General features: G+C 51.6%; 11 protein-coding genes. 1 reads left to right on the top strand and 10 read right to left on the bottom strand.

Going from position 1 to position 15,561, the window contains the following annotated elements:
* Positions 1–79: 79 nt before the first annotated feature.
* Positions 80–772: an alpha/beta hydrolase fold domain-containing protein gene (locus SH668x_RS04935; RefSeq protein ID WP_437187588.1), complete on the bottom strand. Its 693-nt coding sequence runs from the start codon at positions 770–772 to the stop codon at positions 80–82.
* Positions 769–1,008 (bottom strand): hypothetical protein, encoded by a 240-nt coding sequence (locus tag SH668x_RS04930; protein ID WP_437187587.1) that lies wholly within the window; start codon positions 1,006–1,008, stop codon positions 769–771. Before SH668x_RS04930 ends, SH668x_RS04935 begins: the two co-directional genes overlap by 4 nt.
* Before the next feature lie 304 nt (positions 1,009–1,312).
* On the opposite strand from SH668x_RS04930, the gene SH668x_RS04925 reads away from it, so the two are divergent.
* The gene (locus SH668x_RS04925) at positions 1,313–1,927 is read left to right on the top strand and encodes a superoxide dismutase (RefSeq protein ID WP_437187586.1); all 615 of its coding nucleotides are present in this window, start codon (positions 1,313–1,315) and stop codon (positions 1,925–1,927) included.
* A gap of 100 nt (positions 1,928–2,027) precedes the next feature.
* Here SH668x_RS04925 and SH668x_RS04920 read toward each other — a convergent pair whose 3' ends face one another.
* The 8 genes from SH668x_RS04920 to SH668x_RS04885 form a co-directional block, all read right to left on the bottom strand.
* Positions 2,028–5,039, bottom strand: coding sequence for a response regulator (locus SH668x_RS04920; RefSeq protein ID WP_437187585.1), 3,012 nt, complete (start codon positions 5,037–5,039; stop codon positions 2,028–2,030).
* Positions 5,040–5,084: 45 nt separating this feature from the next.
* Positions 5,085–6,131 carry a chemotaxis-specific protein-glutamate methyltransferase CheB gene (cheB, locus tag SH668x_RS04915; RefSeq protein ID WP_437187584.1) on the bottom strand — a complete coding sequence of 349 codons (1,047 nt, stop codon included), beginning with the start codon at positions 6,129–6,131 and terminating at the stop codon, positions 5,085–5,087.
* A 226-nt stretch (positions 6,132–6,357) separates the two neighbouring features.
* Positions 6,358–8,541 (bottom strand): hybrid sensor histidine kinase/response regulator, encoded by a 2,184-nt coding sequence (locus SH668x_RS04910; RefSeq protein WP_437187583.1) that lies wholly within the window; start codon positions 8,539–8,541, stop codon positions 6,358–6,360.
* 154 nt (positions 8,542–8,695) lie between these two features.
* Entirely contained in the window at positions 8,696–10,339 is a 1,644-nt protein-coding gene (locus SH668x_RS04905; RefSeq protein ID WP_437187582.1) for a methyl-accepting chemotaxis protein, read from the bottom strand.
* Positions 10,340–10,606: 267 nt separating this feature from the next.
* Positions 10,607–11,218: a chemotaxis protein CheW gene (locus SH668x_RS04900; protein WP_437187581.1), complete on the bottom strand. Its 612-nt coding sequence runs from the start codon at positions 11,216–11,218 to the stop codon at positions 10,607–10,609.
* Positions 11,211–12,776, bottom strand: coding sequence for a CheR family methyltransferase (locus SH668x_RS04895; RefSeq protein WP_437187580.1), 1,566 nt, complete (start codon positions 12,774–12,776; stop codon positions 11,211–11,213). Before SH668x_RS04895 ends, SH668x_RS04900 begins: the two co-directional genes overlap by 8 nt.
* A 32-nt stretch (positions 12,777–12,808) precedes the next feature.
* Positions 12,809–13,288, bottom strand: a complete 480-nt coding sequence (locus tag SH668x_RS04890) for a chemotaxis protein CheW (protein ID WP_437187579.1) — start codon at positions 13,286–13,288, stop codon at positions 12,809–12,811.
* Between the two features lie 766 nt (positions 13,289–14,054).
* The gene (locus SH668x_RS04885) at positions 14,055–15,509 is read right to left on the bottom strand and encodes a DUF1501 domain-containing protein (RefSeq protein ID WP_437187578.1); all 1,455 of its coding nucleotides are present in this window, start codon (positions 15,507–15,509) and stop codon (positions 14,055–14,057) included.
* Between the last annotated feature and the right edge of the window lie 52 nt (positions 15,510–15,561).

Genomic DNA, 15,561 nt, shown 5'->3' with positions numbered 1-15,561 from the left:
AAGACGAACAGAGACGGTGAATGACTTTCGCGCGCACCGTCTCTTGATGAGATCACAAATCCCAGTGGAGTCGTTTTAGTTATTTTTCCAGAAGCTTCTCGATCAGAAAATCTTCAACTCCCTGATAGCCCTGTGACGTCGAGGTGCCGGGAATCAAGAGATGGCACTCGTGCCCGACTGAGTCTGATTTCTCTTTCAGTTTGACTCCATACATCCCGTGGTGGATCGCATGGGACGCATTTTTCGCGGGGAGTGTCATGTCGGCGACATAGGTCATCAGCAATGGCGGGTCATCTGCAGTGACGTGATTAATTGGAGAAAACTCAACGAAGAGCGATCGATGCTTTTCGTAATTCTCGACAGCCCGACCTGCATCCGGTTCCCCGACAGATCCGAACAACATCTTATGCTTGAGCAGATTTGGACCGATCCATTCGGGCGCCACGGTAGGATCGATCGATGTTTGTCCCTGTCGAACCGCCGCAGCAGTGACTCGAGACGACTCCCGTTTCACAGGATCAGTCGATTCCAAGTCGGCCAAATCTTCATGTAGAAGGATGTACATGGAAGTACACGCACCCGCACCTCCTCCGGTCAGCGCGACACGATCTTTACGGATGTTGAGTTCATCAGCTTTGTGACGGAGGAACTGCACTGCTCGCACAGCATCATGTACGGGGGTCGGGAGTGTTTCAACACTGAGAAGACGGTACTCAACCGAAGCGCAGCTGATTCCCTGTGTGAGATACGGATCAAAGAACCCTTCATTCACCTCTTTGGTGCCAGAAGACCATCCCCCCCGTGGATATGGATCAGCAGTGGTCGTGGCCCTTCTCCTTCCGCTTTCCAGAAATCAATCCGACAACTGGGATGCTCATCGTAAGCAATATCCGCAATCGTCGGAACACTCTTTGCCTTCTTCTCATTTTTCTGGGCCCACGCGTTCGTTGGAATGAGCAACATTCCGAAAAGCACCGCTGACAGAGAACTATTCACCAACAACTTCACAATCGATCTCCTTGCACGGATTGCGACTCATTTTCGCTGCTGGTTCGCCTCAGCGCAGCGATCAAGTGTCCGATTAAAACAAACTCTGCCCGTTCTTTCTTGCGACCCGACTCGAATTTCACCAAAAGTTCATGAGAGGATAAAAACCACACTTCCAGAGAGGTTCAAGGAGTCGAGCCGCTGCCAATCTGAAGATTCTGAAATCAATGTTTAGATAGTTGTAGGTCTGGAATCTCACTCTAGAATAGGGGTTTCCAGCAACCCTACAGACCAGAAACCACCACAGTTTCCAGGAGCTCTTCAAATGGCTTATACACTGCCTGAACTTCCTTACGCGTACACAGCGCTGGAACCACATATCGATGCAAAAACGATGGAAATCCATCACACCAAGCATCACCAGGCTTACATCACCAATGTCAACAAGGCACTGGAAGCCCATCCGGAACTGGCTGCCAAGTCTATTTGCGATCTGATGAAGGACCTCTCGGCAGTTCCAGAATCGATCCGCACAGCTGTCCGCAACAATGGCGGTGGACACTGGAATCACTCCATGTTCTGGACCATTCTGAAACCAAACGGCGGCGGAGAACCAACTGGTCCGCTCGCAGCAGCGATTCAGGCCGAACTCGGTGGTTTCGAAAAACTCAAAACAGACTTTGCAGCCGCTGCCACGACCCGCTTCGGAAGCGGATGGGCATGGCTGACTGTCGACGGCGGCAAATTGAAGATCGAAAGCACAGCGAATCAGGACACTCCACTCTCCGAAGGGCGCACTCCGATCCTCGGCCTGGACGTCTGGGAGCACGCTTACTACTTGAACTACCAGAATCGCCGACCAGACTACATCGGCGCGTTCTGGAACGTGATCAACTGGGAAGAAGTTGCGAAGCGATACGCGAAAGCAACAGCGAAATAATTTCGCTTGTTTCCTTGAGCTGATGAGGGGCGCTGAGATCTAACTCAGCGCCCCTTTTTGTTGATTCCTACTCAGCGTGCTTCGATGCCATTATCTGAAATCAATCGGCGTCGCGATTCGGCAGTGTGGATTCAGAAATCACGATTTCTCTCAGATTGGGAATCTGCCGATCCAGCGACGACAACATTCGATTCACCTGCAGATCCAGCTCACGGAAGTATTCCGGAGCTTCGGTGAGGTCTTTCTTCGACCCTAGAATCTCCAACTGCCTTGCAAGCTCGACGATCGACTGAACGCCAAAATAACCAACTGAGCTTTTCAGCGAATGCGCCCGGTGGTGAAGCTGATCCGCGTTCCCCTCGGCAATTGCAACTCGAATATCATCCAGATAATTCGGGCACTGATCACGCAGCATATTCACAAGATCCTGAACGAGTTCTGGATCGTCTCCCAATAAGCTGTAGACAACACTCCAGTCAATCAACTGGTCGTCATCCAGATCGTCTTCAGAGCCTAAAGTCGGTCCGGGGTATTGTAATCTGATCTCAGACACGGAGTGCGTTTCCAAATGTTGAGTGACTCGATGAATCACTTCTGAAAGTTCGTCAAAATTCACCGGCTTCGAGATGTAGTCGGTCATTCCCGCATCAAGACATCGCTGGCGGTCCCCTTTCATCGCTTCCGCGGTCATTGCGACTATGGGAATCTCTCTCACATTCGGGTCTGCCATCTGCCTGATCATCGATGTCGCATCAATGCCCCCCATGAGCGGCATTTGCAGGTCCATCAGCACGACGTCGTAGTGCTTGTCCTGCACTTCGTTGACAGCGTCCAATCCGTTATTCACAACCTGGACTTCATGCCCCAACCTCTTCAGGAATTCGAGCGCCACTCTTTGGTTGACCGGGCTATCTTCCGCAAGAAGAATCTGAAGTTTCTGGGTAACCGGCTGAGGCTGTTTTTGCGTCGTGCGTCTAGGCTCAACTTCGCCACGAATCTGAGCGATGATTGCGTTCGCAAAATCGCAACCAACTATCGGCTTGGCGAGGAAGCGAATTGGAAAATCTGCGTTCAGTGTATCCAACAAGGGGTCGTACTGGCGTTTCAACATCACAATGGATGGAACCCGTTCCATACAGTCCGACTGATAAATCCGGTTCATAGCTGCAGCTGCCTCAGGCCCCGAAACATCAAGGTCGAAGACCATGAACTGAAACGGTTGTCCCTCGGAAAAGGCGGTCATCATCACCGCCTCTGCCTCATCGATGGACTGTACGATTCTTACAGAGGCCTCCCAGTGATGAAGTACGTCCCGGTAAATGTCGGACTGAAGTTGGTCATCACAGACGAGCAGAACCCGTAAATCTCGTAAAGCGTCCCGCGTTTCTCTCAGTGGGTCGAGTGGCTGATCAACACGGCCGGTGTGCACTGTGAAATGGAACTTCGTCCCGACATTGACTTCACTTTCCACCCAGATGCGGCCGTTCATAAGGCCGACAAGTCTGGATGAAATCGTTAATCCCAGGCCGGTTCCGCCAAAGCGACGTGTCGTTGATGCATCTGCCTGATGAAACGCTGCGAAAACGCGACTCTGGTCTTCCTCTGCAATCCCGATTCCGGAATCCTCCACGACAGCATGAAGTACGTGCGTATGCAGATCTTCTCGCTCTAACTCAAGATTGAGATAAACCATCCCCTTCTCAGTGAACTTGATCGCATTGCTAATGAGATTAACAAGGACCTGTCGTAATCGCCCCGGGTCACCACTCATGTAGCGAGGAATTGTCGGAGCAATCCGGCATTGCAGATTCAATCCTCTGTCAAATGCCCGAATCGCCATCAACCGCAGAGCCTGACCAACACACTCATGCAAATCAAACTCAACGGATTCAACGTCGAGTTGCCCCGCTTCGATCTTCGAAAAATCGAGGATATCGTCCAGCAATCTCAGTAGCGATCCCGCAGAATGCTGGGCGAGTTGAATGTATTCCTTTTGCACGGAAGTCAGTTCTGTTTTATCTAGAACTTCAAGCATGCCCATGATCCCATTCATCGGGGTGCGAATCTCGTGACTCATGTTGGCCAGAAAATCGCTTTTTGCGTTGCTCGCTGCTTCCGCGGCTTCTTTTGCGATCTCCAATTCATTTTTGGACTGATTGAGCTCAGCAGCGACTTTCTTGATCTCTTCATAAAGCGTGGCACGCGTCTCAGCATGTCGGGCACGTTCCTCCGCCTGCTGCCGCTTCCATTCAGCCTCTCGAAGCGCAATTTCCTGCTGAAGCGATTTTTGATTCATCGCCTGAACGTGTCGCATCACTCGTGTTCGTCGCACGATCGATTTGACATGTGCGAGAATCACTTCAGGCTCACGGAGCTTACTGACAAAATCATCAGCTCCAGATTCCAGCGCACGAATCAAATGGAGCTGATTTTCCTGTGCCGAGAGCGCAAGAATTCCCAGCAGCTTCTGATTCGTGTCCGCCCACTGCCTCGCAGATCGACACAGCTGAAAGCCGTTCGTGTCCGCCAGAAACACATCCACCAGAACGACCTGACAAGACTCTTGCTGAAGCAACCGCAGCCCTTCTGCCGCAGTACTCGCAGTGATGATCTCAAAGCCGTTATCAGTCAACAAACGTTTAAGATGGGCGAGATACGTGCTGCTATCGTCTATGACTAAGAGACGCGCACCATGCAGCAAGTCGTCGCGGGTTGCTTCATCCAGATCTGTGCGGTCCAGAGAGACCGTCGATTTCAAAAGACTCTCTACGGTTGCAAGAAGGTCGTCCGATGGCTGTTCTTTTGAAAGAAACCGGTCTGCTCCGGCATTGAGGGCAAGCACGTGATCTTGCTCACGATGGCTGCCAGTCAGAATCAGCATTGGAATGACCTGCAACGCCGGGTCGTTCTTCAGTCGGCGGCAAACGTCGAGACCAGATTTGTCTCCCAGATATTGATCGAGGATCACCAGATCAGGATACGATTTGCGACATTCTTCATACGCCCCTTCGGCAGTCATGGTATGCCGAACAACGTGACCTGCCCGCTCAAGCATCCGGCGATACGCCAGTGCCTGGATAGGGCTATCTTCAATTAGAAGAATTTCGCTCATTTCTCAACCAGATAAAGATCCAATCAGAACATCCATTCGGCATTCTCAAGAAGTTCTGTTCGAATCTTTCCTTCCAACTGCATTCGCAATCAATTGAACAATCGCGTGTGGCGCCAAATCGACTTCGGCGGCTCCCCGATCCAGAGCAACCTTTGGCATCCCGAAAATCACGCTCGTTTCTTCGTTTTGTGCAATTGTCTGCCCCCCTGCATCACGAAGCAATTTCAACCCATCTGCCCCATCATCCCCCATCCCAGTCAGTACAACTCCGATTGCCCGTTCTCGATAGTGTTCTGCAAGCGAAGCAAATAAAGCATTGCCTGATGGACAATGAATTTCCTTCGGACCGGGTGCTTTGAGATCAAAACGCCCCCTGCCATTCACACAGAGATGTCCGTTGCCCCCAGACATCCAGAATCCTGGTTCTATCACTTGCCCGTGAGTGGCGATGCGAACCTGCTGATGGGATAAGTCTTCCAACCAGCGACGAAACCCTTCTACAAAACTCGCAGCAATATGCTGCACAATCAGCACCGGAACTGGGATCGGGTTAGGAAGCTGCGACAAGATCTGCAATAAAACCGGCGGCCCGCCGGTCGAAGCACAAATCCCCACCAAATCAAATTTTCTGCCCGCTGCAAGCAGTCCTGTTTGCCGCTGCGAGCGACTGACCGCCAGCTTTCTCCCTGTCACTTTGGCTTTGGAAGCTCCGATCAATTCCTGACACAATTGAGGAGCAATTTTGTTGAGGTGCAGTAATACAGCCCCTTGCGGCTTTTCGATGACACTCACTGCTCCAGCCTTGAGTGCTTCCAGACCGAGATCCACTTCCTGACGCTTCAACGCTGCACTGGCGATGACAATCGGAACGGGTACGTTCCGCATAATTTCCCGAGTTGCTGCCACGCCATCCATATCTGGCATATGGATGTCCATCAACACGACGTCCGGACGAAACTTGTGAACCGCCGCAACCGCCTCCCGGCCATTTCTGGCCTCAGCGACCACTGAAATCTGACCACTCGCTTCTATCAGTTGACGCAAGATTTCTCGCTGAGTGATAGAGTCTTCCACGATCAGCAAGCGAATCATGCTATTGCTTATTCCCGACTCAAATTAAGGTAAATTACCGTGTTGACAATACCAACTTATCCTCACAACTGATTGTAAACTCGGCAAGAGAAACTTGTGAGTCAATCGTCAAAATTGAAGACCTCACCATAAGTCGCTAGCGATACTCGGACTTCGCCATTCAATTTCCCGGAGATCCACAAAAACAAATCGGAATCCGCGCAACGACTGGTCGCTCCCCTTCAAGTTAGTCAGCAATAAATTGCTTAACGACATCCAAAAGGCTTTCTCCCCGGAAGCCAGATTTGACGAGATAAGCATCTGCTCCCGCTTCAAGACCTTCTCGTCGATGCTGCTCCTGCTCGCGCCCCGTCACTAAAATTACTGGCAAATTCCACTTCGACTTGATTTGACGGGTCAAATCGACACCGTTTAGTCGAGGCATTTCAAAATCGCTCACCACGGCATCAGGACGCTGGACCCGCAATTTCTCCATCGCATCAATCCCATCGACCGCTGTCTGCACCTGATATCCTGCTGCGATGAATACATTCCGCAACAATGCACGTGTCGTCGGTGAATCATCAACCACGAGGATATTCGGACTTCTGGATTGCTGAGATTCGCTTCTCATTCTTGAATCAGACCCTGTCCCTGACAGCAGTTTCCCGGTCAGGTCCAGTACCAATTCAACGGAGCCATCGGGACGGATCGTCCCTCCCCAGACTCCCGGTAGCCCAGATAATGGAAACCCGAGTGATTTCAGAAGAACTTCCCGTTCTTCGTCCACATCATCTACCTGTACTGCAACCGCCTGTCCTTCCTGTTTCACGATCACATACGGGAACGTCGGATGCTCTTGCTCGATTCTCACCTTACCGAGTCCGAGTAAATCAGCGAGCTGAACCCATCGAATCGGAGCACCATCATAGGTGAAGATGGTCGTCCCTTTGATCTCCCGAATTTCCTCCAGGCTCGCGCGACCGGTCTTCAGAATACTCTCACTGGGGAGTGCGAAACTCTGACCGCTGCACCAGACCGTGAGAACGCGAATGGTAGAAATCGTGACCGGAAGCATGAGAGAAAAGGTCGTCCCCTTCCCAGCTTTCGCAGAAATTTCCACTCGTCCTTGAATCCGTTGAATCGCGTCCCTGACGACATCCAACCCGACCCCTCGCCCCGAGATCTCACCAATGGCTGCTGTCGAAAAACCTGGCTGAAACAAATAGCCCATCAGTTGATCTTCGGTGAGTTCATCAACCTCATGCTGCGAAAGCTGCCCCATCGAGAGAACGCGACTTCGAATCTTCTCAAAATTCGCGCCGGCACCGTCGTCGCTGACTCGAATTTCAACCTTCTCGCCTCGTCGCTTCGCTTCAATGCGAATCGTTCCCGAGGCAGGCTTATTCTGCCTTCTACGAACATCCGGATACTCGATCCCGTGATCAACAGCGTTCCGAATCAGGTGCAAGAGAGGAGTCCGAAGCGCCTCGATCACAACCTTATCCAGCAAAACATCGCCGACATCCGGGAGATACTTCACTTCCTTGTTCAGCGAGTGTGCCAAGTCACGAATGGAGCGTCGCAGAGAATCTGTCAGCAGGCTGAGTGGAAGCAATCGGGCTTCACTCACATCTTCCTCGAGCGACTGCATCAGCACCTGCTCGCGGGAATGCTTCTGATGTAGGCTCGATTCAATACGCCTTACGTGATCAAACGCCCCTTCAAGATCGGTTCGCCACTCCCCATGTAATCGATCAGCAAGGTCTTCCAGACGCCCTCGAAGGTCTTTCAACTGTCGCTGGATTTCAAAGTCGGACCGTTGAATGACCCTCACTTCCCCGACGAGATTCAACATTCGATCTAAACGGTCCGCAGAAACACGAATCGAGGACGTGTCCTCCATCATGTTTGGAACTGACATCTGCGCTGATGGCTGTTTCCGGACTTCACCAGAGTCAGAACCGACCTCAGTTGCATGGACGGATTCTGATTGCGGGTCCTCCAAGAACTGATCGTCTGAAGATGAATTTACTTCCGCTTCGTTTTCATCGACGAATCGAGCAGGTTCTGAAGTCGTTGAATCGGATGTGATTCCTTCCAGAAAATTCCCCTGCCACTCGTGGAGAGACCGACGCAGGACATCTAACTGAGCCAACCCAAGCTCGATCTGGGACTGATCGACAACTGCGGGACTTTCGCGGAACGTCTCAAGCGTTTCTTCCAAGATTCCCGAGGCTTGCTGCAGCATTGAAATATCAAGTGCACGAGCATCGCCTTTAATGTTATGAGCATGCCGAAACAGTTTTCCGATCAACTGCGTGCGACCAGTCAAGTCGGTCGTCGTCTCCAGATCAAGAAACCCCTGCTCAAGTGCATTGAGGTGCTCTCTGGCTTCTTCGCGGAAGATGTCGAAGATGGGATCATACATGAGGAAACTGGCAACTTCAATTAAACAACACGAATCGTGACCTGACGCACTACATTATCGCTGTAACACTTTTTCGCGTTCGTAAAACGCCTCTCCAATTTGAAATCTGAAGGCCTCTCAAACGGGCGCAATAGATGACGGCACCCTCCGCGGCCTACAGTTTGAACTTTCTGATCAGTGTATTGAGAGATCTCAGCCGGCTATCAATAGAGACGATCGAACGTTGGGTCTGTTCGGCCGCTGCCACTGATTCTTTAGAGGCCGAGTCGATCTCGACGATACTGGCGACAAGTTCGGTGATGCTTAATTCCTGCTGGCGAGCACCTGTATTGATCTGTGCCATCGCCTGTCTCGTTTGTTCAATTGCTTTCGTAATTTCATCGAAGGCAACTGAGACATTACGAACTTTACTGGTCGAGTCTTCTGAGAGCCGACCACCGTCTTCGATCTTTCCGACGACGCTCTGCATCGATCGCTGGGTCTGCGTAATCAGCGCTTCGATCCGGCCAGCGGCCTCCTTCGATTGATTCGCGAGTTCTCGAACCTGCATCGCGACAACCGCAAAACCACGCCCCTCTTCTCCAGCACGGGCAGCTTCGATCGAAGCATTCAACGCCAGCAGTTTTGTTTGCTCGGCGATCTCGTTCACTGATGCAGTGATTTCTCCGATACGTTGCATCTGATCCGCCAGATGCAGGACGCTTTCACCAGCCGACACCGAGTTCTCGCGGACCTTGTCAATTCGTGATGCTGAATCCTTACTCAGCGAGTACCCTTCCGTCGCTCGACGGGATGTTTCATCCGCTGCTTCGTGGACAGCCTTCGCCCGATCAGCGAACTCCTGCATCGTTGCTTTGAACTCCTCCGCTGTTGTTGTAATTTCATTCAACGAAGTTGAGGTTTGGTTCAAACTGGCAAGTTGCTGCTGTGCTCCCGTAGCGATTTCTCCGGTCGCGGCGGCTACTTCCGTCGTGGCCGAAGTCGTTTCTGACAAGAGTGATCGCAGCGAGTTCACCATCTCGTTGAATCCAGCGGTCAGGTCACCGAGTTCATCTGAATTTTTTATGGCGAGAGCAGGCTGTGAAAGATCTCCCATTGCCACAAACTGAACCTGCGTCAGCAATCGACGGATTGCAGAGACTGTCATGGAGGTCAGGATCCATGCGACAATCGTCGCGATGATGACCGCCAGTACAGAAGAAGAAATTAGCACGAACCGAGCCGAGTACTGATCAGCCAACAAATCCGCTTTCGCTTTTTCGATTTGATCGACGGCTTGTTTCTTAAGCAGTTCAACTTCGCCGCGTAACTTTCTCCCTGCTGGAATCCCACGAGATTCCATGATCTCGATCGCAGCAGAATTGTCATTAATATTCGCAACACCTTCTCTGATCGTCGCTGCCCTGACATCCTTCTGCCCCTGCAAAAATTCATTGGCAACCGCCTCAACAGGCGCGTAATCCGTCATTCCAACCAGATTGTCTTCGTCGTCGAAGATCGCTTTCAAATTCGACACTGCAGATTCAAAGGCGATTAACGAAGCGTCCAGATCCTCTTTCATCGCTGAGGAGTACTTGGAATCATCACCAAGAATCAACAGACCTCGAGTCGATGTCGTTGTCCGCGTAATCGCCCCCAGAAGATCATCACAGGCCCGCAGCGCAGGAATGGCATCTTCCGTCACAAAAGCAGAACTCTTTCCGATCCGAACCAAGGCAAGGCTCACGACGATGCAGCTCACGATCATCAGCAGAATCAAGCTGCCGAATCCCAAACTCAGTTTTTGCCCGATGGTCATTCGCATAATAACCCGACCGTTGTTAGTTCATTCTCAGAGAAAACCGAAGGCATCTTTATGTTAGAAACCTACACCCTGCGGTTTCAGACTCACTCAATCCTAGGAAATGAATTTAAGGAATCCTAAATACCCCTAACCAATCCGCGGATCCAAACACATCTACCACTAACTCCCAAATTCACGTTTATCGCGACAGTAACGATAGCCCGCTAACCAGCACACCTTCCATACGCTGGTGATCATGATTTCTTCGCTCGAATTCGCGAGTCACTTCGACCTCCAGTTTTCGAGCGTTGTATCCTGCAATATTGCGTTCATATCGAGAATGATTTGGGACTCCTGATAGATACCGCGTATCCAGCTTGCCGGTGTTTTCTCGGACCATTCAGGGGCTGCCTTAATCGCATCGACAGGCATACTGAGCAGGTCGTCGACTTCATCTGCCGCCAAAGCAATCTTCTTCCCGGCCCCCTGAGCGACGACATAGAAATGAATATCGGCGATCCCAGTATCAGGGGCGCCAAACAACCTCCCGAGATCGATGAGCGAGAGAATCGTTCCGCGAAAATGAACAACTCCTCGAATAAATGGAGGTGCTCCGGGGACTGGGCTGAAGGAATCAAGTGGCTGAATCTCCACCACAGAGTCCAGTGGAATTCCGTATGTAGCACGATTCGTTGTAAGCGTTAATAATCGCTCAACAGGCCCCGACCCCTGTAAATCAGCCACGCGTTCCCGAAACGCCAGGGCACGCTGGGCCAGTTTCTCTGCAACAAGTGCGCTGTTGTTTCGCCGGGACTCGCTACGAGTCTGCAACTCTTCCAGACTCGAGCGAATTCGATCCCAGAGAGGGTTCGATCCTCCAGTTACGTCACTCATAGACGCCTCCCACCAACAACAAGATCATCTCATGCAGACGGCCATAACAGACGCCGTCGCCGTACTCGACCAGTTCCAAAGGATCGCGTTTCTCTGCCAGTTCGCGTGCCGTCTTCATGCTGCGTTGCCAACCGGTCAGATCCCCTTTTTGTTGCTGCACCAATCCGAGATGCAGATGTGCCAGAGCATTTCCACGTTCCAGATAGAGTACTTTCCGGTAGGACTGTTCAGCGAGTGCCAGGTCCCCGGCATCTTCAGCCATCCCTGCCTGCAGCAAATAGCCTTCTGCCAGGAGTGGATTTTCTTTCAGACAGACCCCTAATTCGATTCGGGCGTCGTTCACCTGGGCCGCTTCCAGATATTTCCTGATCAAAGCCAGTCGGTAGGTTGATCGCAAACTGACATCGACAGTTTGACGAATGTTTTGCTGCAATTGCTCAACCACAGTGAGCGGCGCCAACGGGACAGGTTTCACCGGGGGCGAGGCAATCTCCAGAGATTTTTCAATCCGGTCGGTCGGGAGTGGAGCCCACTGGGGGAGCGGTGGCACAACAGGAATCGAAACCGGTGCTGGAGCAGCGAGGGACGGCGGTACATGATGCTCGAAGGAACTCGGAACAGATCCTCCTGCGGTCTCATTTAACGGACGACGGTAGAAAGTCGCGTGCGGGAAACGATGGACTTCGTAGCCGGAAGTCGGAGCCAAGGTGACTTCGATTTCCCCGAGTAGCAACCATCCGCCGGGGCGTAACGCCTTTAACAACTTGTTCAGAATGGCAGCGGTGACTTCCGCCTTCAGGTAAATCGCAACATTTCGAAAGAGAATTAAATCGAGACCAACGGTCCCATTCAAACTACTCGGGTATGCATCTTTAACAAGATTCAGATACTGAAAGCGAACTTGCTGGCGAATACGATCGCAGACAACATAGGTGTCCCCCTGTTGCCGAAAGTATCGAGCATCTTCCTGTATGGAAGTCTGACGAAACGACCACTTGCGATAGGTCGCTGCCCGGCCACGTTCAAGAAAACTGGGATTCAAATCCGTCCCCAGTACCGAAATCTGCCAGCCGGGATTTCTATCCATCAGGGAATCAAGAAGAATGGCGAGTGAATAGGGTTCTTCTCCTCCCGCACATCCCGCACTCCAGATGCGGATTTCGCGACGAGATGCGTTTTCCTTCAATAAATTCGGGAACACGACATCCTTCAACACCCCCATATGATTTTCGTTTCGCAGGAAGAACGATTCGCCAATCGTCAGTTCAACCGCAGCCACTTCGATAAATCGAACCAGATTGGATGCTTCATGAATGAGAGCCTCGGTCGGGGCATTGAATTTTGCGAGTGCAGACTTCACTGCTTCGCGAAATCGCCCCCCACGCGTCCCCCCCAGATCCATGCCGGTTTCGTGCTCTAAAGCGGCACGCATCTGCTCCCACCACGCGTTCGACATCTTGTCCAGCACTAATGGCACATCGCTGGAAGTGTTGCCTGTCTGAGCTAAACCAGGCAACTCCAGTGGTCGAATGATGGGCATTGTCTGAGAGAGCGTCATAGTACTTCGAACCCAATGATGAAGAATGTGATTTAGACCACTGTGAAATCCATCATTCCGACAGCTTCCTCAGGAAAGCTCAGCTGATCTGGTGCAAGGATGCGAATAATCTCACCTTCATATTCAGTAACGGCCAGAAGAAACTTTTCATTTGCCCCGACGTGACTGGCTGGCAACCAGTTCTCGACCGGAATCTCGATCAGGTCAATCGCTTCATCGACTTCAAGTCCTAACAAACGCCCCCCAATATTCAGACAAATGAGATGGGGTTCGTATACGGGCTCAGGAGATGTCAGTCCGAGCCGTCCGGCACCGTCGATGACCGGAATCAGATGGCCTCGCAGGTAAACGACCCCTTTGACATAGGGAAGCTGCTTGGCGATGGACTCAACAGGCAATGCCGGCAAGACCTCAACAATCGACTGAATCGGAATTGCGTGCAACTTCCCGGCGATCCGCAGAGAGAGATGGAGTGCACTACCAGTCAATCGCCAGTTAGACATTGGGCTCATTATTTCACTGGTTCCTACCCGATCCCCATCAAGATGTCCCGAATATCAAATTGATATTTGCCTAATCATAGACCAGAAAATCCTCGTATCGTCGTACAGAAAAATGAGGCAGACCATTTTCCCGAGATTCGCTTCTCGTGGATGACGAAATTTCGCCTCTTGAACGGAATCGATTCAGTTCTGCCTTCCGAGAGGCCTTTGGAAGTGACAGAGCTTTTGTTCGTCTGAATCACTAATCCCCCTTGGAAATCAGGCACAAATCATGATCATTCCGACGCCGAAATTCGATCCATTTTTTGCAGAGGATGGAATTCCATTCAAAGAAAAGATGGAAAAGTACATCACCCAAGAGTTCCCTGAACTCATTGATGAGAATTTCACCGTCGATGCAACACGTAATTCTACCCTACAAACTCGGACAGAAGATGCAAAAAAGATCAGTCCGCCGCATCTCTTATTGAGAAACCACAGCTCCGAAAAAGTTTCGGAACAGTCGTGACGGTGCCGGGAAGCTGAAATCACTCGCCGTCTCTCAACTGAATTGGACTCAATCCGTCGTCCAGAGAAAGAGCGACTGCGGATTCTAACTGCTATTCTTTTGGTTAATCGCACGGGATCTCACTGGACAAGACGAGATTTCCCTGGTGCCTCTTAGTACCGCGAACATTTCCGGGTCATCGAGTGTTGAGATTCCGTCACCAGCTGGTCATCGAATGTTGACTTTTGACATCGTGCACAGAAGCTCCAATGACAAATTCCGGAAGTGTTATCCTTTCAGAATGGAGTGCACAACTTCTCCCTCGACGTCAGTCAGCCTGAAATCACGCCCCTGAAAGCGGTGAACCAACTTTGTGTGATCGAATCCAAGCTGATGCAGAATCGTGGCTTGCAAATCGTGGACGTGAACGCGATCACGTGCGACAGAGAATCCAAGTTCATCAGATTCGCCATACATCACCCCCCCTTTCACACCACCCCCCGCCATCCACATCGAAAAGCAGTCCGGGTAATGGTCTCGCCCCATAATTCCATTGGCAGCGGTTCGCCCCTCCTGGAACGGCGTCCTTCCAAATTCCCCCCCGCAGATCACGAGAGTGTCATCCAGCATTCCCCGTTGCTTCAAATCTCGGATCAAGGCTGCAATCGGTCGGTCCATCGTCTCGCATTTTCGAGTGAGACCATCGCGGATGTCTTCGGCAGGTGAGGTTCCGTGGAAGTCCCATCCCCAGTCAAAGAGCTGAATAAAACGCACCCCTTGTTCGGCGAGCCTGCGAGCCAAAAGGCAATTATTTGCGAATGACGCCTCACCTGGCTTCGCACCATACGCTTCCAACTGATGCTTAGGCTCTCGTGAAATGTCCATCACATCCGGCACGGAAGACTGCATTCGAAACGCGAGCTCATACTGCGCAATCCGAGTCAACGTTTCCGGGTGCCCCAACTCTTCAGCCTGAAGTTCATTCAGATCTCGCATGGCGTCGAGAGTTTTTCGGCGCAAATCACGATTCATTCCCGGCGGATCAGATGCGTACAACACCGGATCTCCTTTCGAGCGACATTGCACTCCCTGAAAAACAGAGGGAAGAAATCCGCTCCCGTAGGATGCCTTTCCTCCATTTGGCTGCACACCGCTGGAGATCAGAACAACAAACCCCGGCAGATTTTCGTTCTCAGAGCCAAGCCCATAAGTTGTCCAAGACCCCAACGACGGTCTTCCCTGTCGGGCAGAGCCGGTCAATAGGAGGAGTTCTGCAGGAGCGTGATTGAACTGATCCGTCGTCATTGACCGGATGACGCACATTTCATCCGCAACCCCCTTCAGGTGAGGGATCGCATCGGAAAGCCAAACACCACTCTCTCCACATTGCTCGAACTTCCGCGGAGTCCCCATCAACTTGGGAACTCCGGTCGTGAATGCAAACTTCTTTCCCTTCAGGAAATCGTCCGGGCAATCCTGACCTGTCCGCTTGACCAGTTCCGGTTTGTAATCGTACAGATCAAGATGAGGTGGCGAGCCAGTCAGGTGCAGATAGATTACCCGTCGAGCTTTCGCTGCGAAATGTGGCTGCCTCGCCGTCAACGGATTGAATACGGTTCCGGGAGCCGCCACACCGTCTCGTCCAAAGAGCGTTCCGAGGGCAATCCCCCCCAGTCCTGCCGCTCCTGATTTCAGAAAGTGGCGACGTGTCTGCAATTGCAACATTTCAAAAGCTGGATTCATGGTTGCGCTTCTCCCCGCCTAAGACGTCAGAAATTCTCAACAAAATCGCGAG

It is taken from the genome of Planctomicrobium mucosum (genome assembly GCF_051466335.1).
Lineage (GTDB): Bacteria > Planctomycetota > Planctomycetia > Planctomycetales > Planctomycetaceae > Planctomicrobium.
The sequence above is the reverse complement of the archived record's forward strand: the minus strand, read 5'-3'. Positions and strand labels throughout refer to the sequence as shown.

What these genes read in the sequence shown, in the direction of transcription:
- SH668x_RS04925 (WP_437187586.1), top strand. Translation starts at nt 1,313, where the DNA reads ATGGCTTATACACTGCCTGAACTTCCTTACGCGTACACAGCGCTGGAA.
- SH668x_RS04920 (WP_437187585.1), bottom strand. Translation starts at nt 5,039, where the DNA reads ATGAGCGAAATTCTTCTAATTGAAGATAGCCCTATCCAGGCACTGGCG.
- cheB (WP_437187584.1), bottom strand. Translation starts at nt 6,131, where the DNA reads ATGATTCGCTTGCTGATCGTGGAAGACTCTATCACTCAGCGAGAAATC.
- SH668x_RS04910 (WP_437187583.1), bottom strand. Translation starts at nt 8,541, where the DNA reads ATGTATGATCCCATCTTCGACATCTTCCGCGAAGAAGCCAGAGAGCAC.
- SH668x_RS04905 (WP_437187582.1), bottom strand. Translation starts at nt 10,339, where the DNA reads ATGACCATCGGGCAAAAACTGAGTTTGGGATTCGGCAGCTTGATTCTG.
- SH668x_RS04900 (WP_437187581.1), bottom strand. Translation starts at nt 11,218, where the DNA reads ATGAGTGACGTAACTGGAGGATCGAACCCTCTCTGGGATCGAATTCGC.
- SH668x_RS04895 (WP_437187580.1), bottom strand. Translation starts at nt 12,776, where the DNA reads ATGACGCTCTCTCAGACAATGCCCATCATTCGACCACTGGAGTTGCCT.
- SH668x_RS04890 (WP_437187579.1), bottom strand. Translation starts at nt 13,288, where the DNA reads ATGAGCCCAATGTCTAACTGGCGATTGACTGGTAGTGCACTCCATCTC.
- SH668x_RS04885 (WP_437187578.1), bottom strand. Translation starts at nt 15,509, where the DNA reads ATGAATCCAGCTTTTGAAATGTTGCAATTGCAGACACGTCGCCACTTT.